Source organism: Cedecea davisae DSM 4568 (genome assembly GCF_000412335.2).
Lineage (GTDB): Bacteria > Pseudomonadota > Gammaproteobacteria > Enterobacterales > Enterobacteriaceae > Cedecea > Cedecea davisae.
Map to the genome: position 1 here is coordinate 3,829,463 of NZ_KE161030.1, position 20,511 is coordinate 3,849,973.

Sequence of the window (20,511 nt, forward strand, 5' to 3'; positions counted from 1 at the left end):
AATATGATTTTGATTGCCCTACCAAACCGGGCGTAGCCTGTTGCTGACGGCAATAATCCAATGAGGATTATTCATCCTATACAGATTAACAGGAACCTCCGATGACTCAAATCAATGCGATGACAGCGCCCGCCTCCACGCGCTATATCGCTTTGCTGGCTCCCGGCATTGCTCAGGCGCTGATCGCGCTGGACTACGCGATTGTGTACGTGGCGCTGCCTACTCTCGCCCACGAATTGAATCTTTCGCTCAGCGAGATGCAGTGGGTCGTCTCCCTCTATGGTTTGACGTTTGCTGCACTGCTGTTATTGGGCGGAAGCCTGTGCGACAGGCTCGGGGCGCGCCGTATTTTCAGCATTGGCATGGCGCTTTTTTTGCTTTCATCCGTCCTGGGTGGCCTGGCACAAAGCGGCGGGATGCTGCTGATTGCCCGCTGCGGACAAGGGATCGCCGCCGCAATATTGCAACCGGCGGTCCTGGCGCTGATGGCGCAGCGTTTCCACGGCGAGGCTCATCGCCGCGCGCTGGCTATCTGGAGTTCGGTTGGCGCGCTGGGCCTGGTGGCAGGCGTGATGCTGGGCGGCATACTGGCCGCGCTGGACTGGAGAACTATCTTCTTTATTAACGTTCCGCCGGGCTTAATTGCGCTGTGGCTGGTGCGCCGGGACTATTTGCCGCAGAGCCAGAACGGAGAAACGCACCGCACCGGGATCGGCGCTCTGGTGGGCTGCGCGGCTGCGGGGGCGCTGGTTTGGGCGATGACGCGTTATGCCGAAACCGGCGCAGTTGACTACTCAGCCAATCGCCTTGCCGTTGCCATGCTGCTGCTTTTTGTTCTGCATGAGCGTTATGCTCCCCGGCCGCTGCTTGCCCGCTCGCTAAGGGCATTACCGGGCCTGCAAAGCGGCTGGCTCAGCAGCGCCTGTTATATGGCAAGCGTCGGCAGCCAGTTTTACGCCATGACGCTACTTTGGCAGCAAACGCTTCACCTGGATCCCGTCACCACCGGGTTGATGTTCACACCTCTGGCGCTGCTGATTGTCGCGGGCAACGCGCTGTATACCCGCCTTAGTGCCAGTTATTCCAACGCGCTTGTGCTGGGTATTGGCTTTGCCTGCTCTGCTCTGGGATTGTGGTTGCTGTCTATCTCGCTGGACGATCTGCTTTCCGTAATCTTTATTGTGGGGATTGCCCTGAGCGGCCTGGGCCACGGTTTAATTTTCCCGGCGATGTTTGCCGTAGGGCTGACGGCGGTTCCGCTCCAGCAGCAGGGACGCGCCAGCGCGCTGATGGCAACCAGCCAGTATATGGCGGGCGCGATGATGCTGGCCGCTATCTCCGTTATTCTTGGCACCGGCCCGACGATGACCGACTGGGCGGCGGTGTTCCGCGTTTTGTGCGGCGCTGCGCTGGTCGGCATGTTGATTGCCTTGTGCACAGGCGAGCGGCAGGCAGCGAAATAAGCTCTGAATGACGCCGGCTGGATGAATGCTACATTTATACTAAATGTTTAATTCTTATCCCTTATCATCCAGCTTTCCCCGCGTTAAGGAATCCGATAATGACTCAGCAAACTGAACAGGCTGGCGGCAAAAACTATCTGGCTCGCCTGGCTGCCGTGCTGCTGACGGGCGTGCTGGCCGGTATCGCGGGGATGTTACTGGCGCTGATCCTGCATGCTATTCAGCATCTGGCCTTCGGCTACAGCCTGGATCGGCTCATCAGCAACGAAACCTTCCTTGAGGGCGTCACAGGCTCGCAGCATCTGCGGCGGCTGGCGGCCGTTATTGGCGGCGGGATGGTTGCCGGTTTTGGCTGGTGGCTGCTGGCGCGTTACGGTAAAAAACGCGTTTCGATTACCGCCGCGGTCGCCTCCCCCTCCACGCCCATGCCCACAGGCACAACGACCCTTCACGCCTTGCTGCAAATTATTACCGTAGCGCTCGGATCCCCACTCGGCCGCGAGGTCGCTCCGCGAGAAATGGGTGCTCTGGCGGCAGGAATTGTGGTACGCAAATTTGGCCTCTATGAAAACGAAACCAGGACACTCATTGCCTGCGGAGCCGGGGCCGGGCTGGCGGCGGTTTATAACGTTCCGCTGGCAGGCGCGCTGTTTACGCTGGAAGTTTTGCTGCTCTCATTTAGCTGGGAGAAAGCGCTGGCGGCGGTTATTACCTCCGCGGTGGCGGCCTGGGTTGCCACACTCGGTTTAGGCGACGAATCTCAATATCATTTCACTTCGTTTGTGCTCCCCCACTCCTTTATGGGCTGGGCAATTGTCGCAGGTCCGCTGCTTGGTGCGGCGGCATGGCTGTTCCGCAAGGCGACCACTGGCGTGCGAACCCGGGTCAAAACCAACTGGCAGATGCCGGCGTTTTGCCTGCTGGCATTTTCCCTGCTGGCGGCGTTAAGCCTCTGGTTCCCTCAGCTACCGGGTAATGGCAAGGGGCCGATGCAGCTGGCTATCAGTAACGGCCTTGGCTTTTACGCCGCGGCAATTCTGCTGGCCCTGAAACTGGTGGTCATTCTTGCCGTACTCCGCGCGGGTGCAGAAGGCGGGCTGCTGACGCCAGGATTAACGGTTGGCGCCCTGCTGAGTTTGCTGCTGGCTATTTTCTGGCAGATGCTGTTCCCCGGCGGGGACATCGGCAGCTTTGCGCTGGTTGGCGGCGCGGCGTTCCTCGCGGCATCAATGCAGATGCCGATAACCGCCGTAGCGCTGGTCATGGAGTTCACCCATATGGACCACAGTTATTTTGCGCCAGCGCTGCTGTGCGCCGCCGGGGCATTTATTACCTGCCGAATTCTGGACAAGAAGTATCTGTACTGAGAGCACGCGAGCGCTGCTGCTTGTAAGCGATGCGGTTGTCTTCGTCAAAAAGAAGCGTGAACAGATAGAGGCGGATCTTGCTGCGTGGAAAAAGCCCGATACCCCACAAAGGCTACCGGGCGAGATGCTTAACAGCCGTTATTTCACTTCGTTCGCATCAGCATTTCTTAGCATATTTCTCACCGGGATAATCAACGCGGCCAGCACAACGGCGCAGATAACCAGGGCCATAGAAACATGGGAGAACAGATCCGGCATCGAGCTTAGCTGCTCTTTATTAATGTGCCCACCCATGATACCCGCAGCAAGGTTGCCCAACGCGCTGGCGCAGAACCACAAGCCCATCACCTGACCACGCATTTTCTGCGGTGCCAGCAGGGTCATGGTTGCCAGACCAATTGGGCTGAGGCAAAGCTCACCAAGCGTTAGCAGCAGGATGCTCCCCACCAGCCAGAACGGCGAAACGCCGCTTTGCGTAGCCAGCACCTGGTTTGCAGCCGCCATCATCACGGCAAATCCCGCAGCGGCAAACAAAATGCCGATGACAAACTTCGTCATGCTACTCGGGTTCATATTGCGCTTAGCCAGAGAAGGCCAGAACCAGCTGAACACAGGCGCTAACAGGATGATAAACAGGGCGTTGATAGACTGGAACCAGATAGTAGGGATTTCAAACGCCCCCATCTGGCGGTCGGTATAGTCGCGCGCAAAGATGTTAAAAGAGGTTGGCTTCTGCTCAAACGCCGACCAGAAGAATGCCGCCGCTATCAGCAGAATAAAGCAGGCCAGCAGGCGGGAACGCTCGCTGCTGGTCAAGCCCGCAAAGAAGAACATAAACAGGAAATAGATGCCCACGCAGGTTGAGATGATATAAGCGGAGCTTTTGGCGATAACCGTCGGGTTAAACGGAATAGTACCGTTAGAAATCAATACCACCAGCCCGGCAAGCAGCACCATCGCCAGCGTGACCCATTTACCCACGTTTTTGCGCTGAACGGTCGGGTGATTCCAGGTCGAATCCAGGCCAACTTCTTTGTCATAGCGGCGCATCTGTGGAATAGCGTAGAAACGGAAAATGAACAGAGCGACCAGCATGCCCAGGCCACCAAGGCCGAAGCCCATATGCCAGCCATATTTTTCGTGCAGCGGGCCGATAATTAACGGGGCGATAAACGACCCCATATTAATGCCCATATAAAACAGCGAGAAGCCACCGTCGCGGCGGGTATCTTCTTTTTTGTACAGCGTGCCGACCATCACCGTGATACAGGTTTTGAATAACCCGGTTCCCAGCACTATCAGCAGCAGGCCAATAAAGAAGAAGGTGTTGGTCAGGAATGCCGACATGGCGATAGACAAATGACCAAGAGCAATGATCAAAGAGCCATACCAGACCGCACGACGCTGACCCAGCCAGTTATCGGCTAACCATCCACCCGGCAAAGAAGTTATGTACACGCCCCCGGCGAAAATCCCGACAATGGCGGATGCCTGGTCGATTGGCAGCCCCATCCCCCCCTGTAAAAGTGCGGCGCTCATAAACAGGATCAGCAGCGGGCGAACGCCGTAGAAGGAGAATCGCTCCCACATTTCTGTGAGGAATAGCGAACTTAGCGGGTACGGATGCCCGAAAAAGGTTTTTGTTTTAGTCGCAGAATGGTTCATCTGTGAACTCCCATTGGTTATCTTTTGTGAGGCGGTGTTGATAAAAGCGCCGACATCAGCACTCAGGTATCGTTTTTATCAAAATGCTAACAATTAGCGGCGAGCGACACTTTAGCGTAGTTCATTAGGAAATCACTCAGTAACGAAGCGGATTCATTGCCAATTACCCACTTTTTAGATGAAAAGTCGATTTAAATCGCATTTTTCACGATAAATGATGACAAAAGAAGGGTTGTATATTGACAATCAAGTAGTTCATTATTTTTAAAAATAATCATTAAAAACAATGCATTAATAACAATTATCTTTACTTTACCCTCTGCCACAATAAAACCTATAAATAGTCCGCCTTTAACCTAATGGGCAGCAACAATGCAGCGTCTTCTCCTCGCACGCTTTTTCTCCCTGGCAACTATTGAAATACCCGTCTGGATTGTTCCGCTGACACCACCTGTCAAACCTCTGAAGTAGCATTAACCCTATGCGGCCTATCAAAATTGATAGTGTTTTAGATTTTAGTTTTCACCGTTTATGCCGTTAATGACTACTCAAAGAGTCACTTAAGACAAATCAGGCAGCAGGAATTTTCTCCCGCTGCGGTGGTTAGCTTTTCAATACCGCGTGCTCCTGGACAAAAATGAAAAACGACACCAGCAAGAAACACGACCTGCTTATTAACCGGTTATGCGAAACCTTCGGCGCGCTTTATCAAGGTAATGCCATCGACAAAAACTGGCTGTGTGCCCAATTTGGCGTAACGGAACGAACGGCCTACCGCGATCTGGCGCGGCTTGCACCCGTTTTGGATGAAATATCAAACGGGCGTTACAAACTGAGCGAACATCTGCTGCCCTCGCTGCACGCCGGGCATCTCGCCGAGTTCGCTAATTTTGCCGGGGTAGCGCACCTGTTCCCGCATAACGACGGGCAGTCTCTGCGTAAGCGTATGAAGAAGGTAGAGAACATAACAATTCAGGGAGCGAGCAGCAGGGAGAATCGCCCATTCAGCGACCTGATAGACAAGCTGGATAAAGCAATTTCTGGCCGCCTGGAGACGCATTATGCCTACCGCGGTAAAAATAGAGCCGTACAGCCCTACCGCCTGATTAATCAATATGGCTTGTGGTATTTAGCCGCCGTAGAAGATGGCCATCTCAAGGCCTTTGAACTCGCACGAATTGAAGGCTTTAGCCTGTCTGATAAGCAATTCGCGTTAGATGAGGAAGTGATTGAGGAGCTAAACGCCACCACCGGTATTCGTTTTGGGAAACGTATTGAGGCCACGCTTTGGGTTTCGGCTCATGCCGCCGCCTATGTCACACGACGGGCGCTTTTCCCCGCACAGCGCATCTTACAAACCCACGAAGACGGCAGCCTGACGCTAACAACCGCCATCAGCGACAAACACACGCTGTTCCGCTGGTTGCGCTACTGGCTGCCGGATATTCACATTCTGGCACCCGCGCCGCTGAAAGAAGATTTTAATAAGGACTTCAATACGCGAGTAGAAACCAGCGGTGCAATGAAATCTGGGGAACTGCCTGATTTGCTGAGAGTTTTGGAGGAGTGAAGAAAGAAGCTGGAGCGGGCGAAGGGGTTAGAACAACCCCGCCAATAACTTGAAAAATATAGAATTTTCAAGTTATATCTTAACTTATACCCCCAAAGATACCCCCAAAGCACAGAGGCTTTGAATTCAAGTAATTACCTTTGTCGATAAATCAGCAGGAAGCGAGATGATAGCAAATGGCAGGCATACTCGAAAGCAGCGACACCAGTAGCATCAGACTAATTACGATTTAATAAACCCAGATCGCGGCGGGCCCTCATGATATCAATATTCGTGAGATATGGCGTTTGTTCTTGCCAGCTAAACCCTCTGCGATCGATACGAACCAGTTCGTACTTTTCCACTAGAAAGTTAATGGCATTAGCGAGAGTGATACCGGCATCGAAATGTTCCTTTATAACGGTTTCATCACTGAACGGCGTATCGTTCAGGGTCAGACCATAGTGTTTTTCCAGTAGCCGTGTAAGAAGCAATTGCCAGACTGCAACGGGTGGCAGGCAGGGCTTCGCCGCCCGCGAAATTGTAGCCGGTAGAATTTTCATATTTGTTCTCGTGAAATTTGTTAGCGCTGAGTGGAATAAACAGCGACGTATACATAGCCACAACTGCCAAGGGTATCGGCTTCGCAGGTAAAACCGTTGTGGTACAGGGTGACGCAGTGGGCGTGGCGAGGATTCATTTCACCCGTGCTCAGCATGGATTCCATCCGGCTGATAAAATGCGGAAATGCCACATCCAGCTTAAGACATTCGGCATCACTGAACTTACCTGTGATACAGGCCCGGTCAGCCAGGTAGTGCAGCTGGTTGCCCTCCTGCACCAGACGTGTTCCCAGGCGCGGCGTGATATCGCGCTGCAGGCCCCAAATGATGTTGCTCATTACAGTTCTCCACAATTGTCAGTTCAGGGTGATGCTCATCAGGCAGGCATAAGGCCCGTTGCGGTCCTGGCGGCGTTCGGCGTACACAGCCAGGACTCCTGTGATATCCGGAACATCCCTGCCGGTGTAATGACAGACGCTACCGTGCCACTGATATTTTCCGGTGCAGTAGCGAAAGATTCGGGACTCAGGATGCTGGCGGTATATCGTCATTGCCCGGCGTTTACTGATAATTTTCATGTAATACCTCACAACAGACCGTGTTCTGCGAACGAATAGATTTGCCTGCCACCAACAATCAGATGGTCAGGAATACGGATATCCACCAGTTGAAGTACCTGAGTCAGTCGCTGCGTGAGGGCTTTGTCAGCCTGGCTGGGTGTCGTCTCGCCGGAAGGATGGTTATGCACCAGTATCACCGCCGCCGCATTGAAGTGCAGTGCACGTTTGACCACTTCCCGGGGATGGACCTCGGTGCGGTTAATCGTGCCACTAAAGAGCGTCTCATGGGCGATAAGCTGGTTCTGATTATCCAGATACAGCACCCGGAACTCTTCCCGCTCAAGTGCGGCCATATGCAGTCGCAACCACTCCCGAACGGCGTGAGTAGAGGTGAAGGCTACCCCTGGCTCATGCAGGTGCCGCTCCAGAGCCCTGAGCGCCCGCTGAATGAGACGCCGGTCCTGTGGCGTCATCTCGCCGGGTAAAAAGGAGAGCTGTTTCATCCTTTGTTCCTCCGTTCAGTCGATGATACGCAGAATGGCGTGAGCTTCAGGATGCTGCAGGGCATAGTCCCGCAAGCGATAATAGTGTGCGGTCATTGCGTCACACTCTGTGCGACAGGCGTGATGGCTGTATTCAATCATGCAGACCGCGATACCTGCGGCTTCCACGCTCATTTCCGCGCCATTGCCGTTCATGCTATTAAACAGATGCCATTTATCGCCACCGTCAGCATCAGGGGCCATAAACGCGCCGCCATTACTGAGCGTGTAAAAGGACCAGATACCACCGCTGTACTCATCACAAAAGCGCTCCATCCAGGCGAAAATACGCGGTTCCAGCGTTATCCACTGCGGGATAGTGCCAAAGTACAGCGGCCAGAAATCGAGACGCTGTTCGTCAGGTACTGGTGTTGCTGTAAGGGCAAATTGAGGTTCATTAGCGGGTACCAATTCGCATTGAGTTTGTGTCGTCATGGATTTTCTCCGTCAATAAAAACGCCAGCGACGATGGCTGGCGTATGGGAAATAAAGGACAGACAGGGATGATGAATGGGTGTGGTCAGGAGGAGGATGCTCTGAGCATGCCTGAGTTGCGGATATAACGGTTAAGCCCTTCACCGGCATCCGGTTCAAAGCACCACGCCCGCCAGATCATTCGACCTTCAGAGTCACGAACCACCAGGCGGAAGTGTGTGCCCTGGTCGTCTTCAATGCTGATGTTGCGATACCTGCGGGTAACCGCTTCGGCCTGCTGTCGGGTAAAAGGTCCCGGTGGCAGCATGTGAGATTCAGACATTCGATGTACCTTAAAAGCAAAAGCCCCTGACGCAGACGCGTCAGGGGCTTTGGGAATATGCGGGTGTGGGGAGATTGTCAGTAACCGGTTTGTACCTTATACAGCCGCAGGGTTTTGCTGCCCCGAACAATCTTCACATACAGGGCATTATCTTCCGCGCTGCGTACAAAACCGGCCTTCACATCGCCCTTACAGTCACCACCATCGTAAGGAACATTGATGCCGGTCTGGCGCACCAGGTCGATAATCCCGAAGCTTAAATCTTCACAGGCTGGGCCCGGCAGGTCCTGAATCAGGGCAAATTTATGGTCGTCGCTGACACCGGTCAGTGAGCACATGGACGTATTGATGTCGTTTCCCTGGCACCAGTACTCCTGGCCGGGATTGTCTTTATCCATCAGACTTGCCGGAAGCTGAGCGGCACCGGCACTGAAGGCGGCAAGTGACAGAATGAGGGCAGGTACAGCAGAGGTCATTATTTTCAGCATGGTCTTCTTCCTGAATTAATCCAGCCCGCTGTCGGGCAAAATGAGAGAGGTTGATATCGGGTGTTATCAGAAGCGCCGGTAGCGAAACAGCTCTTTGCCCTGGTAAAGTGCCACCAGGTCGTCATATTCCGGCTTCTTCTGGTTGGGTTTAAAGGTCACTACCGTGCCCGGACGGCACAGGTCTTTTACGGTGAGTCCGTATTTCTTGTCCGGAGTAATGGTGAATCCTTTCGACACATCGTTGCGCATGATAGTTATCCAGCCCCACAGGCCGCCTTCGCAGTCTTTAAAGGGTGCGGAACGCACCGTGACCATCCCGCCCAGGCGGTCAACAGACATGGCTTCGCATTTTCCGGTAACCTGACGATGCGCATCGCACCAGAAAATGTTCCCGTTGTTGTCATTAACTACAGCAGGGAGGGTCCGGTTATAAGGCTGAGCCTGAGCGCCCACACAGAGCAGAAGGCTGCCGGTAATACCCAGTACTTTAATCAGTGTTTTCATTACGTTGGTCCTAAACAGAGAAAGAATCAGGTAGCGGTCATTCAGGCCCAGACAGTCAGGGCCAGCATCAAAAGCCATACCCAGAAGTAAGCCGGTTTCTGACCGAGAGTTTTCGCCCGCCGCCACAGATAGAACGGCACCAGCCAGGCCAGTTTGCCGAACGTGGTGGTGTCCACTCCGGCCTTACGCAGGCGTCGTTCATCGAGATACCCCAGAGCAATATTGAGCAGCAGCGTGATAAACCAGTACTGCCCACCCGAGACGGCATCATATGCCTCGTCAAATGACATCCCGCTCAATCCTGCAGTCCACAACTCCAGCGCGTAGCCAATGAAGGGAGCAAATGCCAGCGTCCACACAACGCCACCCGGAATGCGGTTCCCCGGCAGCGCTGGTGGTGTGGTGCTCCGGAGCAGCGTCGAAGCCAGCGGAGTAGCGGAGACCGGCTGCCACTCTGCCATTCCCTGTCGCCACACCAGAGTGGATGCAGTCAGTTCACCGCGCATAATCAGGCTGGTGATGTCGTCTTCGGTCACATTGTCGTGGCGTATGCCATTTTTCTCGTAATGCCAGGTCATTGTTTTTCCTTCTTAACAGAGGTAATTAAATCAGTGTGTTGCCCGGCTCCTCCTCTGAGGGCCCAGGAGACAGGACTTCACGGATACAGCTGAAGTGCGGAAGGGCCCGGATAAAGCCCGCCTGTGTGGTTAACTGGCTGAGACGTTTTAGCGGGGTGAAAGTTGTATTGAGGACTGTCACCGCATGGATGGTCGCCAGTGGATGCACGGTGATATGCCCGTTAAGTTCACCGGTGAGGTACCAGCAGCCGTCGAGTGATATCAGGCGGTACGGGGCCAGTCCGTCACAGCGCTCTCCCTCAGCCAGCAGCAGTACCCGTTGGCAGGCGGTAATAGCACTGACGAGACGGTAGAACACCAGTGAGGTGGCCGGTGATATAGTCTGTGGCGGTTGCCACACCAGACAGGGCATCCCTCCTGCTGTGAGCAGCATGCCCGCCAGACGCCGGTCCAGCCCCGGAAAGATATCGGCCAGTCCGGACCGGTGAGCAAAGGTCAGCGCATCCAGCTCACCCTGTACGCCCCCACTGGTGCTGCGCAGGCGGCATTGCCCTCGTCGATACTCCAGGTCCAGATACATCAGCCGTTCGCGAAAATCCCGTCGCAGGGTACGGACTGACACACTAAACTCTGCAGCCAGCCGGGCCATGTTCAGCGTCTCACCGGCAACCAGGCGGCTGATTATCAGTGACAGCCTGACAGCCAGTCGGTCGTGACGGCGCTCTGCCTGTGTTATCTCAAATCTCCGTAATAATTAACTGACTGAATATGAAATGATTCTAAAGAGGGGGGCGGACAGGGTATGGACATGGAATGAACTATTTTTTATCTGCCACCGGAGGCAAGCCCAACGCGGCGCACCGTGAAATACGGTGATAAAACACTCAATCCAATGGAGGTAAAACGGACAGGGAGTGTCCTTTCCCAACATGCTGATAACAAGCTCAGGACTGAAACCCACTCAGCATCGCTTCCGCCATCACCCAGAGAGCCCGGTTGAGCTTCACATCGCCGTCGATACCACGCACGGCGCGGGTATGTGTTCGCCCACCTTTTGCACTCCGGCCACTGAGCCCGCCCTTAATCAGGTTCTCCTGAATACGCTGGTATGTGGTCCACAGGTCATTGCTCTCATCCTGCCAGCGGCGTGGGGAGAGTATCTGAGGTGCTGTCACCGGCTGGTGGTCCTCACCAAAACGGTACGTCAGTGCAGCCTGTGCCAGAGCCTGTTGTGCAGGTGGCGGCAGCATCAGCGACTGCATGGCATCCCGCTTCTCTTCCACACGGTCAAAAATACCCAGCACTTCATACGCCCCCTCAATCACCTGACTCACGACATCTCCTTTGTGCGGTACCCGCACCTCGCCGAACGATTCACCGCAGACAAGCCCGTTCTGGCATACCGCACGGAATAATCCCGGTAACATCTGATACGAGCTGGTGCCGTCATGAGAATTGAGCAGAATGATTTCTGGGACTTGCTTGCCAGTAATTTGTCCCTCCCGGCGCAGACGTAACATATGCTTTGTATGCTCGCGACGCCCTGGGTCACGCACCCGGGTCTGGCAGGCAAAGAAAGGCTGAAAGCCTTCACACTGCAGATTTTCAAGAACGGTAATGGTTGGTATCCAGGTATACCGTGCGCTACGAGACGCATGCTTCTCCTCGCTGAAGACACTGGGCACTACACGAAACAGCTCTTCCTGGGTTAACGGACGGTCACGACGAATAAGGTTTGCTGCGCCAAAGCGCGAAGCCAGACGGGTCATAAGCAGACTCCTCATGATGGAAAATTAAATACAAAAAGCCCCGCCGCAAAATCGCGGCAGGGCTCAGGAAACTACGGGTTAGAAGGGTTAATGTTCAGAAGAAGAAATTCCAGACTGCACGGGCGACTGATACCACGATGTCGCGCACAGACTGGATGACTGACCGAACCTGGGCCGGTATCAGGGGCATGGAACTTACTGTATCCAGTACCGAGCCGACCGTTTCACCAAAATCGTCACGGGCTTTTTTATTAACGGCATCGGTACGAAGTGGCGCACTGAGTTGTACTGCCACCTGACTACTGGCCTCCCGTGGCAAGCAACGAATCATCCGCTCAGCCATCATCCGCAGCCCCCACTGCAAACGTATCGACACCGCACAGACAGGGTTTACAGGTTGGAACAACTCATGCAGCAGACAGATTTTGAGGCTGATATTTCGTTTCTGCTCTGTAGACAGCTTTTCACCACCGCAGGTGGGTTCAACCTTGTCAGACTGGCTGATAACAAACAACACCTTATGCCGGTATGCTTCACCAATCACCTGCCGGTAAAAATGTTCATCTACGGCCAGCGCCCGATCATCACCCTTAATCAACCACAGAACCAGATCCAGCTGGGGGAGCTGTTTACGGTACAGCGTGGCATACTCTGTATCCCGGCGTTCAGACTCCCCGACGCCGGGTAAATCCACCAGCGTCATAAAGCGCTTCCCCACTTGCAGGCGAAAGCGTAAGGGTTCGCGTGTGCAGGCGGTCACATCGCTGACCGGTGAAATCTCACCGGTAAACAGGGCATTACATAAGCTGCTCTTGCCCGAGCCAGTTTTACCCATGATGCCAATCACCGGCTCATAGTCAGTAAGCTGATTTATCTGCTGCAGAATACGCTCTGATGCCCAGTGCGGCAGGTTAGAAAGCGAATGCTGCAGTGACTGTAAACCTTCAAATTGATTCATTACTGCTCCTCTGAAATGAAAACAAAAAAGGCAAGACCGTGAGGTTCTGCCTTTAATGAGGTATGTTCAGGGGAATGATATATATCTGAATATTTTTAGAATGCTGATAGGCCGTTCTGTGCCAGAAGCGGATGTTACTTCTTGCATATTTCAATTTTCTTCTCCCCACAGCGGTGTATCTCCTAACGCTTTAGCAATAAAATCAACAAAGCTGCGAACCTTGAAAGGAATACGGATCGCGCTGGGATAAACAGCCTGAATAGTAAGTTCAGTCGTCCGGTATGCTGGCAGCAGCTTTATCAGCTTGCCCTGCTTAATATGCTCGCCAAAAACAAAGTTGGGCCCGTAAGCAATGCCTGTTCCGGCCAGTACGGATTCAAGAAGCAACTGAATGTTATTGGCAGTCATACGGCATGGGCCTTCAATACTGTGCGGCCTGCCTTGTGCATCATAAATCGTCCAGTCTCCCGCTGAAACCGCCTGGCTGAACGCCAGTCGAGGCGCACGGGAAAGATCATCCGGCGTCTCTGGTGTGCCATGTTTTTTCAAATACTCCGGTGAAGCGCACAAAACCATCCTGCAAGGTGCCAGCCGCCGCGTAACCAGTGTCGGATCCTCAAAACGCCCAACTCGGATGGCAACATCGATTCGATTTTCGAGCAGATCGGCGTATTTATCCTCCAGTACAACGTCCAGACTGACCTCCGGAAATTGCTCCAGGTAGCGTGATACGATCCTACCAAGATGCATTGCACCGAAGGCGACCGGTGCTGCAACGCGAAGCAACCCCTTCGGTGTTTTCTGAACATCACTGGCTTCCCGGTTCGCATCCTCAAGAACCTCAAGAATAACTTTGCAACGTTCATAATACCGCTCACCGGCATCCGTCAGGCTAAGACGGCGTGTTGAACGCTGAAGAAGTCGTACATTTAGATCAGATTCTATAGCGCTGACATGCTTTCCTGCCATTGCAGCCGAAAGCTTAAAACGTCTCGCGGCGGCGGCGAAACTGCCTTCATCCACTGCCGCGATAAAAATCTGCATGCTGGTGAACCTGTCCATAACTTACCACCATTCGATAATCAGAGTATCGGCTGTCGACACAATTACGCTGATTATCATCACTCATGACAGCAATTACCATTACCTTAATGACATGAAGAGGCATGAGACGATGAAAATTAAGGTGAATGGAACGGGTATCCACATTGAGCAACAGGGCAGCGGTGAAATTGCACTGGTATTTTTGCATTATTATGGCGGTTCATCCCGTACATGGGAGAGCGTGATAAGTCAGTTACCTGACCACTACCGCACAGTTGCAATCGACCACCGGGGCTGGGGGGGCTCAGACGCACCTAAATCAGGATACCGAATTGGTGACCTTGCTCGGGATGCCGAAGGGGTTATTTCAGCGCTTGAGCTTAAACGCTACATTCTTATTGGCCATTCGATGGGGGGAAAAGTTGCCCAACTGATGGCGTCGCGTCGGCCTGCAGGTCTTGAAGGCCTGATGCTTATCGCTCCCTCTCCACCTTCACCTATGCGTCTCACGCCTGAGCAGCGCGATACGTTATCCAGCGCATATAACAGCCGCGAATCTGTCGGCTTTGTGATTGATAATGTCCTGACAGCGGGGGCACTAAGTTCTGCTCTGCGTGAACAGGTAATCGAGGACAGTTTGAGGGCCTCATCCGAGGCCAAAGAAGGCTGGCCTAATACGGCTATCGGCGAAGACATTACCCAGGAAGTGGCCTCAATTAATGTCCCTGTGACGGTCATTTCAGGGGAGTTGGATCGTGTAGACCTTCCGGCTACTCTGCAAAGAGAATTGCTGCCCCTTATTTCACATGCATCAATGTATATTATTCCAGACGTCGGACATCTCTTGCCTCTGGAGGCCCCTACAGAGGTCGCCAGCCACCTGTTAAAATTTACAGCCGCCATTGAAGGGGGGACAGCAGTCTACCATTCGCCTGTCGAAACGATAGCCGCGTTTGATGATGCTTTCAATGCAGGCAGGGTTGATGACCTGCTGGCTCTGTTCAGTAACCGTGCCACTATGAAAATGACTGATGGTGTGGTCATCGAAAGCGATCCTGAAAAGCTTCGGGACACTTTTTTGTCACTGACATCATCCCAGCCAGTTATCAGAAACCATATCCGCTCGATCCTCTCCGCCGGTGAAATTGCTCTGCTTATTATTGACTGGACTTTGACCATAACCACCAAGGATAGAACACTGCACGAAGAGTCCGGTACAGCAACGCAGGTGTTGTTGCGAAGCGTTGACGGAGGTTGGCGGCTGCTGATTTCAAATCCATCAGGAACGTAGTGAGTTCAGTAAGAATAGCTTGCGCTAGCAATATCGCGTGGCTGCAGAGAGGTAAGTGACATCCGCCACCACCCGCATGCCGTTTTAAGGCATGCGGTAATAACGATGAGCGCAAGATTGCTGTTATGTCTTGCTGCTTTCGGAGCGCCTGCTTTTCGCTCACAGCGGACCTTCAAACCAGCCATCTCGTCCTCTCTGTGCCGAAAGCTGAAGTAGCTAATAGCACTTATTGTTGATCAATGAAGAGCTGGTCAATTGAATAGGCTAATTTAATTGATAGCTAGCGTAACTATGAGGAGACACACTCATAGTGATGAGCGTGTTCCCATATAAATGATCAGATTATGATAACGCAGCTCGTTCATAAAGAGGCATAATCTCTTGATAAACCTGATTGTAAAGCTCTGATTTTAGCAGACTGTATTTTTCAGTCATAATAAGTGTTTTAAACTGATTCGTTTCTCTTTCAAATGAAACTGAGCCGATAATTAGCTGGCTATTAGTTGATAAACCATTAATACATAAATCGAATAACTTTTTTGTTGTGCGCGGATCTGGATCTTGTTGTTTAGGCGAGTCAATTACTACTGGAAGCATAGGACTTGTCGATTTATCTTCTATTGTTTTTAGAAGAGCATAGTGATAAGCCAATATTGACCTTGGAGCACGGCTGCCTGTTTCGCTCTTAGAAATCGGACCATATTGAAGAATAGTTCCAACTTTAGGATCTTTGATACCTAACTCAGTTTGCGCAAACTTCAGTGACTCTTTAAACTTATCATTGATTTCTTTTGCTCGCTTTTTATCTTCGAACTTTGCTATTTCTTTTGAAAGCTGAGTTCTAGCAACATCCAATTCGCCTATTTTTAGCAGTAATTCGTTAATTTGCTCATCGAAAGTTACCTCAACCTGCTTACTTGCTTGAGACTTAATAACGTCTTGAAGAGTCAGTTGCTCTTTGACTTCCAGAAGCATGTTTTTGAGTTCTGAGCTTAAGCTTATAGCCTGTTTCAAATCTTCTTTAATTTTAGAGAGTTGATCATCATATACAGATTTTTCCTCATACAACTTTGGTATGATTTGCAATAGCTTTTCTTTATTCTCAAGTACTACATATCTCGCTTCTAAGCCTGCCGATGGTAGCAAAGAATCTATATCATTTTCATCGAGCTGTCTTTTTGATTCCTCTATTTCTGTTACTAATTCATCTCGTAGAGATAATATTTTTATGAGCTTAATTCTGTATTCTGTTTCTTCTTGATGTAAGTCTTGGCACTTACGAAGGAAACGTTCCAGCAGCTCTTCATAATATTTTACATCCACATCGAAAAGTACTCTTCCAAATGACTCTTCGAATCGCTTTTTAGCTCTCTTTAGAGCTTTTAACGTCGTTCGGATTTCAACAAGATCGATATCAATTAAATTAATCTTTCCTTGTAAAGTATAGTACTCCTTTGGTTTTACACCAGTATGAAAATTCAAGATATTTTTTTGCCAGTCCTCATACATAGCCAAACTGCTAAATGAATCTAAAACCTTCCCCCAACCGTTATCTTGATCAATATAGTAAGGGAGATAAAGACTTGCTGGTTGTGCTTGTCCCTGAACCAAATTAGTTTTAGTCACAAGCTCCAAATTGAAATCAAAGACATCACGCACAGCTAATGCAATCTCTGCACGAGAGCTAGAGGTCACTAAGTGATGCTCTTGTCCTGCTGTTATATCGAAAATGGAAATACGTTTTTCGTGGCGAAGAAACGCATAGTCACGATTATTAACACAAATAACAACTTTTGAAACAAAGTTATCTTCTTTCCACTTTTTATCCAGTCGAACATCAGCACCTAATGTATGATATAAGCTCTTAATAAAGCTAGACTTACCTGTGTCGTTCTCACCTGTAATGATATTAATATCAGGTGAGAACTTGAAGGAGAATCCTTTCTTATCGCGAAGGGATAATATATGAGCACTTTTAAAGTATATGCTTTTCATTATTCACCTCCCTCTAAGAGCTTCTGGATTATTGAGTAAATAACTATGCATTCTTTCTTCCCTGACTTTAAAGTCAATGCATAATCTGGACAAAGTGCATCAATTTTGTACATGGTTTCAGTTAGATATAATTTCAAATCCGAGTGAGCACTCGCCTCATCGTAAAGGCTAATTGCATATTCTAGATATACAGTCGAAGGATTTTTTTTGTTTTGGTTAAGGTCGATGCAAACTTGTGAGAACATGGCTTGCAGGATAATGAGCTGAAGCGATGTTTTGCCAAGATCATTGAATAGGGGACTAGCTTTGTCCCAATCAGGCTTTAAACTATTACTTGCATTCAAGGAATCAAGCACACCATTCAATGCTTCTGATGAGAAACCCTTTCGTGAGATAAGTTCAGGAAAATTAATAATATCTGCGGATTTTACCTTGGATTTTTCTCGACACGCCTGTTCAAGCAAAGAAGCTAATGCATTAACACTCAGGCTAATGCTATCGCCAAACTTCTTGCTAAGGAAATCGCATAGTTTACCTTTTAGATGTGTAATGTGGTCATCTAGGCTTAATGAGGATTGAACGAAACGCATAACAGAAAGATCGATACTGGAGTCATCAAGCTTTACTTGATCTTTGATTGCTTTCTTAAAGCTCGTCTGATACTCCACTTTGACTTCATTTGCACCAAAACAAGACTTACCACCGTTTTCCTCACATAGATTGAAAGAAGCATTAGTAACAAAAAGGAGCTTGGGTGAATATTCGGCGAAATTCTTTTGATGAATAAATAACTTACCGATGATAGATATGGGGTTCTTCTTGGTGCTATTACTAAGAGTGGATGCAGTCCAGTGTTTCTCTCTTGTTTTTACTTGAGCAAATGTGAGTTGTGTTGGAGAAACTTCGTCATCAAGAATAAGAACATCATCATGATATTCGAAGATAAACACATAGTTCTTTTCATCTAGTTCATATTCCAGCATTTGAGATAAAGCCCAGCAAGTTTGATAGTCAAACCCACGTTGAGCAATCTCACCGCCTCTTTCAGACTGCGGAATACTAACTAATGTTTCAGCTAACCCCATATACTCCCTTATGTTTAGTTCAATGGACTCGCGTAACAACATCATTAATCCGATTGAATACAAATAGTAGCATTAGCACGAACTATTGGGTAACACATTCTGAAAGTTAAAAATATGTGAGTTGCAACATCGAAACAGGGAAGCTAAGTAAGCGACTTTGTCTCTAGCGAAGTCATAGCTCTATTCGTTCAGAGGAGGACCAAGAGTCTTTGAAGTACGTGCTGGCGGCGCTCGCCAAGCGTTTTGGAGGCGATGAACATGGTGAAGACTATGAGAAGGTGCGATCGGTTGCCTTCACACGTTTCTACGGCGAGGACGACGAAGATGGTCTTGTTAGTCTGCAGCGTTTCGCAGTTGGGTTAGTCCAGAGCTTGATGGCTGAGATTGTGACCTGCTCCTAGATGATTAATACGCCACTATGCTGGTAATGTCAGCAGATCGCTCATAAGGGACAACCATACTCAAATCTCCCACATTGCAGGAGATTTGAGTATGAACACGTCACCGTGGAACAAAGACCGTATCATAGGCCAAAAAAGGCCACTTCAGATATCTCATATCTGGGGTATCCGAATCCGACTTGAACTGGAAGGTAAAACGCGCGATTTAGCTCTGTTCAATATGGCACTGGACAGTAAGCTTCGAGGCTGTGATCTGGTCAAACTCAAAGTATCTGATGTTGCATATGGTAGCTCTGTTTCGAGCAGAGCAACGGTATTGCAACAGAAAACCGGTAGCCCTGTGCAATTTGAGATAACCAAAGGGACAAGAGAAGCTGTTGCTGCATTGATAAAGCTTGGCAATTTGCACAGTAAAGACTTCTTGTTTCGGTCTCGGATCGGAACTAACCAGCATATTTCAACCCGGCAATACAACCGAATCTTTCATGGGTGGGTAGCAAAGCTTGGTCTCGAAGAGACGCTTTACAGCACACATTCCATGAGAAGAACAAAACCTTACCTGATCTACAAGAAAACCAAGAATCTCCGGGTGATCCAACTTCTGTTGGGTCATAAGAAACTGGAAAGCACAGTCCGTTATCTGGGCATTGAAGTCGATGATGCGTTAGAGATTTCTGAATCGATTGAAGTCTAAGGTTATCAGGGCTGCAACAGCAGCCCTGTGCCAGAAGCGGACTTTTTAAAAATATTGCGTGCCCAACAATTGGGCGCAGGTCACATCAAGTACCCTCAGAATTATAGAGAATACCTGAAATTTTTGTAGAGCGAGGTTTGTTACCCTGCCCGACCAGCGACATGTGGTTAGTTTAGTGATCAGAAATGTCGAGCGTTTGGTCGTTCATTGACGCGGGATCTTCCAACGGTTCCACATGAGTGGTGATATGGATAAAAGGCAGTGCGGTGCGGATATCATTCTCTATACGCTCGGCCCAGTCGTGCCCATATTGAACAGTCCATCGCCCAGGAACTAGGATGTGCATTGTCATAAACGCCCGCCCGCCAGCCTGGCGTGTACGTAGTGCATGGAAATCAAGCCCCTGTTCACGATATCCTGCCAGCAGTGACTCGATTTTTTTGAGTTCTTCCGTGGGTAGCGATACGTCCATCAGACCTGCAGCTGAACGACTCATAAGCTGATAACCAGTCCAAACGATGTTGGCTGCGACCAGCAATGCAACGATCGGATCGACCCAAAACCAGCCGGTCAGATAAACCAGTCCGACACCAAAAATGACACCGACCGACGTCCAGACATCGGTCAGCAGGTGATGAGCATCTGCCTCAAGAGTGATAGAGTTGTGCTGCCTGCCAGCCCTTAACAAAATGCGAGCCGTCACAAAATTAAGGATTGATGCGACTGTTGAAACCAGTAATCCGAGACCAATCTCCTCAAGCGGCTGTGGAGTTAACATCCGCTCAACTGCGGTATAGGCGATACTGGCTGCCGCCAATAGGATCAGAAATCCTTCGAAAGCACTCGAGAAATATTCGGCTTTGCCGTGCCCATATGCATGGTTCTCATCGGCCGGAAGCGCAGCCAAGGTCAGCATCCAGAGCGCCATTAGGGCTCCTGCGAGGTTAACTACGGATTCGATGGCATCAGATAGCAGACCGACCGAACCGGTCATTTTCCACGCCACACCTTTGAGTCCGATAGTGGCAATAGCCGTGGCAATGGAAAGCCAAGCGTAGTGCGTCAGCGGACGAGGTAACCCTTTTGTTTTAGTCATTATTAACTTCCTAAAATAGGACGACTAACTCACATTTCTATCCATGATAGATAATTAAACAATCATTTCGCCATGAATATTTTTTCGTTTTTATTAAATTTAATTAAAAAGTCTCTGCAAGTGCTGTTTCATCTTCTAGTAA

The 20,511-nt window shown here is 50.4% G+C and carries 23 protein-coding genes; 6 read left to right on the forward strand and 17 right to left on the reverse strand.

The window, feature by feature from the left end:
* Window positions 1–101 precede the first annotated feature (101 nt).
* Both HMPREF0201_RS17360 and HMPREF0201_RS17365 read left to right on the forward strand, forming a co-directional pair.
* The gene (locus HMPREF0201_RS17360) at window positions 102–1,463 is read left to right on the forward strand and encodes an MFS transporter (RefSeq protein ID WP_016538079.1); all 1,362 of its coding nucleotides are present in this window, start codon (window positions 102–104) and stop codon (window positions 1,461–1,463) included.
* A 98-nt stretch (window positions 1,464–1,561) separates the two neighbouring features.
* Window positions 1,562–2,830 (forward strand): chloride channel protein, encoded by a 1,269-nt coding sequence (locus HMPREF0201_RS17365; protein WP_016538080.1) that lies wholly within the window; start codon window positions 1,562–1,564, stop codon window positions 2,828–2,830.
* A gap of 138 nt (window positions 2,831–2,968) precedes the next feature.
* Here HMPREF0201_RS17365 and HMPREF0201_RS17370 read toward each other — a convergent pair whose 3' ends face one another.
* Window positions 2,969–4,495 carry a peptide MFS transporter gene (locus HMPREF0201_RS17370; RefSeq protein WP_016538081.1) on the reverse strand — a complete coding sequence of 509 codons (1,527 nt, stop codon included), beginning with the start codon at window positions 4,493–4,495 and terminating at the stop codon, window positions 2,969–2,971.
* Window positions 4,496–5,132: 637 nt separating this feature from the next.
* On the opposite strand from HMPREF0201_RS17370, the gene HMPREF0201_RS17375 reads away from it, so the two are divergent.
* Entirely contained in the window at window positions 5,133–6,065 is a 933-nt protein-coding gene (locus HMPREF0201_RS17375; protein ID WP_016538083.1) for a WYL domain-containing protein, read from the forward strand.
* Between the two features lie 218 nt (window positions 6,066–6,283).
* Here the strand turns inward: HMPREF0201_RS17375 and HMPREF0201_RS17380 are convergent, their stop codons facing one another.
* The 13 genes from HMPREF0201_RS17380 to HMPREF0201_RS17440 all read right to left on the reverse strand — a co-directional run bounded on the left by HMPREF0201_RS17380 (window position 6,284) and on the right by HMPREF0201_RS17440 (window position 13,807).
* Window positions 6,284–6,607 carry a TA system toxin CbtA family protein gene (locus HMPREF0201_RS17380; RefSeq protein WP_000698542.1) on the reverse strand — a complete coding sequence of 108 codons (324 nt, stop codon included), beginning with the start codon at window positions 6,605–6,607 and terminating at the stop codon, window positions 6,284–6,286.
* A gap of 20 nt (window positions 6,608–6,627) precedes the next feature.
* A complete protein-coding gene (locus HMPREF0201_RS17385) occupies window positions 6,628–6,945 on the reverse strand; it encodes a type IV toxin-antitoxin system YeeU family antitoxin (protein ID WP_000065326.1) in 318 nt (105 codons plus the stop codon).
* Between the two features lie 18 nt (window positions 6,946–6,963).
* The gene (locus HMPREF0201_RS17390; RefSeq protein WP_000691995.1) at window positions 6,964–7,185 is read right to left on the reverse strand and encodes a DUF987 domain-containing protein; all 222 of its coding nucleotides are present in this window, start codon (window positions 7,183–7,185) and stop codon (window positions 6,964–6,966) included.
* An 8-nt stretch (window positions 7,186–7,193) separates the two neighbouring features.
* Window positions 7,194–7,670, reverse strand: coding sequence for a JAB domain-containing protein (locus HMPREF0201_RS17395; protein WP_000811694.1), 477 nt, complete (start codon window positions 7,668–7,670; stop codon window positions 7,194–7,196).
* Window positions 7,671–7,685: 15 nt separating this feature from the next.
* Window positions 7,686–8,144 carry an antirestriction protein gene (locus HMPREF0201_RS17400; RefSeq protein WP_016538084.1) on the reverse strand — a complete coding sequence of 153 codons (459 nt, stop codon included), beginning with the start codon at window positions 8,142–8,144 and terminating at the stop codon, window positions 7,686–7,688.
* Between the two features lie 85 nt (window positions 8,145–8,229).
* Window positions 8,230–8,466 (reverse strand): DUF905 domain-containing protein, encoded by a 237-nt coding sequence (locus tag HMPREF0201_RS17405; RefSeq protein WP_000004273.1) that lies wholly within the window; start codon window positions 8,464–8,466, stop codon window positions 8,230–8,232.
* 77 nt (window positions 8,467–8,543) lie between these two features.
* Window positions 8,544–8,954: a hypothetical protein gene (locus HMPREF0201_RS17410; RefSeq protein ID WP_000912997.1), complete on the reverse strand. Its 411-nt coding sequence runs from the start codon at window positions 8,952–8,954 to the stop codon at window positions 8,544–8,546.
* Window positions 8,955–9,020: 66 nt separating this feature from the next.
* Window positions 9,021–9,458: a hypothetical protein gene (locus tag HMPREF0201_RS17415; RefSeq protein ID WP_024198335.1), complete on the reverse strand. Its 438-nt coding sequence runs from the start codon at window positions 9,456–9,458 to the stop codon at window positions 9,021–9,023.
* A gap of 41 nt (window positions 9,459–9,499) precedes the next feature.
* Window positions 9,500–10,036, reverse strand: coding sequence for a DUF4339 domain-containing protein (locus HMPREF0201_RS17420; RefSeq protein WP_000219797.1), 537 nt, complete (start codon window positions 10,034–10,036; stop codon window positions 9,500–9,502).
* 25 nt (window positions 10,037–10,061) lie between these two features.
* Window positions 10,062–10,772, reverse strand: coding sequence for a hypothetical protein (locus HMPREF0201_RS17425; RefSeq protein WP_024198336.1), 711 nt, complete (start codon window positions 10,770–10,772; stop codon window positions 10,062–10,064).
* 208 nt (window positions 10,773–10,980) lie between these two features.
* Window positions 10,981–11,805, reverse strand: a complete 825-nt coding sequence (locus HMPREF0201_RS17430; protein WP_000197385.1) for a DUF932 domain-containing protein — start codon at window positions 11,803–11,805, stop codon at window positions 10,981–10,983.
* Between the two features lie 94 nt (window positions 11,806–11,899).
* Window positions 11,900–12,763 (reverse strand): GTPase family protein, encoded by an 864-nt coding sequence (locus HMPREF0201_RS17435; protein WP_001071225.1) that lies wholly within the window; start codon window positions 12,761–12,763, stop codon window positions 11,900–11,902.
* Between the two features lie 150 nt (window positions 12,764–12,913).
* Complete coding sequence (locus HMPREF0201_RS17440) at window positions 12,914–13,807, reverse strand: LysR family transcriptional regulator (protein WP_004958616.1); 894 nt, start codon at window positions 13,805–13,807, stop codon at window positions 12,914–12,916.
* Between HMPREF0201_RS17440 and HMPREF0201_RS17445 the strand changes: the two genes are divergently transcribed.
* Entirely contained in the window at window positions 13,806–15,098 is a 1,293-nt protein-coding gene (locus HMPREF0201_RS17445; protein ID WP_004958618.1) for an alpha/beta fold hydrolase, read from the forward strand. The genes HMPREF0201_RS17440 and HMPREF0201_RS17445 overlap by 2 nt on opposite strands.
* Before the next feature lie 342 nt (window positions 15,099–15,440).
* On the opposite strand, the gene HMPREF0201_RS17450 is transcribed toward HMPREF0201_RS17445, so the two are convergent.
* Both HMPREF0201_RS17450 and HMPREF0201_RS17455 read right to left on the reverse strand, forming a co-directional pair.
* Entirely contained in the window at window positions 15,441–17,093 is a 1,653-nt protein-coding gene (locus HMPREF0201_RS17450; protein WP_001575467.1) for a coiled-coil domain-containing protein, read from the reverse strand.
* Complete coding sequence (locus tag HMPREF0201_RS17455) at window positions 17,093–18,178, reverse strand: DUF4297 domain-containing protein (protein WP_000521770.1); 1,086 nt, start codon at window positions 18,176–18,178, stop codon at window positions 17,093–17,095. Before HMPREF0201_RS17455 ends, HMPREF0201_RS17450 begins: the two co-directional genes overlap by 1 nt.
* A gap of 218 nt (window positions 18,179–18,396) precedes the next feature.
* On the opposite strand from HMPREF0201_RS17455, the gene HMPREF0201_RS17460 reads away from it, so the two are divergent.
* Together HMPREF0201_RS17460 and HMPREF0201_RS17465 are read left to right on the forward strand one after the other, a co-directional pair.
* Window positions 18,397–18,579, forward strand: a complete 183-nt coding sequence (locus tag HMPREF0201_RS17460) for a hypothetical protein (RefSeq protein ID WP_000878752.1) — start codon at window positions 18,397–18,399, stop codon at window positions 18,577–18,579.
* A gap of 91 nt (window positions 18,580–18,670) precedes the next feature.
* Window positions 18,671–19,273, forward strand: a complete 603-nt coding sequence (locus HMPREF0201_RS17465) for a site-specific integrase (protein WP_016538085.1) — start codon at window positions 18,671–18,673, stop codon at window positions 19,271–19,273.
* 172 nt (window positions 19,274–19,445) lie between these two features.
* On the opposite strand, the gene HMPREF0201_RS17470 is transcribed toward HMPREF0201_RS17465, so the two are convergent.
* Window positions 19,446–20,369: a cation diffusion facilitator family transporter gene (locus tag HMPREF0201_RS17470; RefSeq protein ID WP_000167917.1), complete on the reverse strand. Its 924-nt coding sequence runs from the start codon at window positions 20,367–20,369 to the stop codon at window positions 19,446–19,448.
* Between the last annotated feature and the right edge of the window lie 142 nt (window positions 20,370–20,511).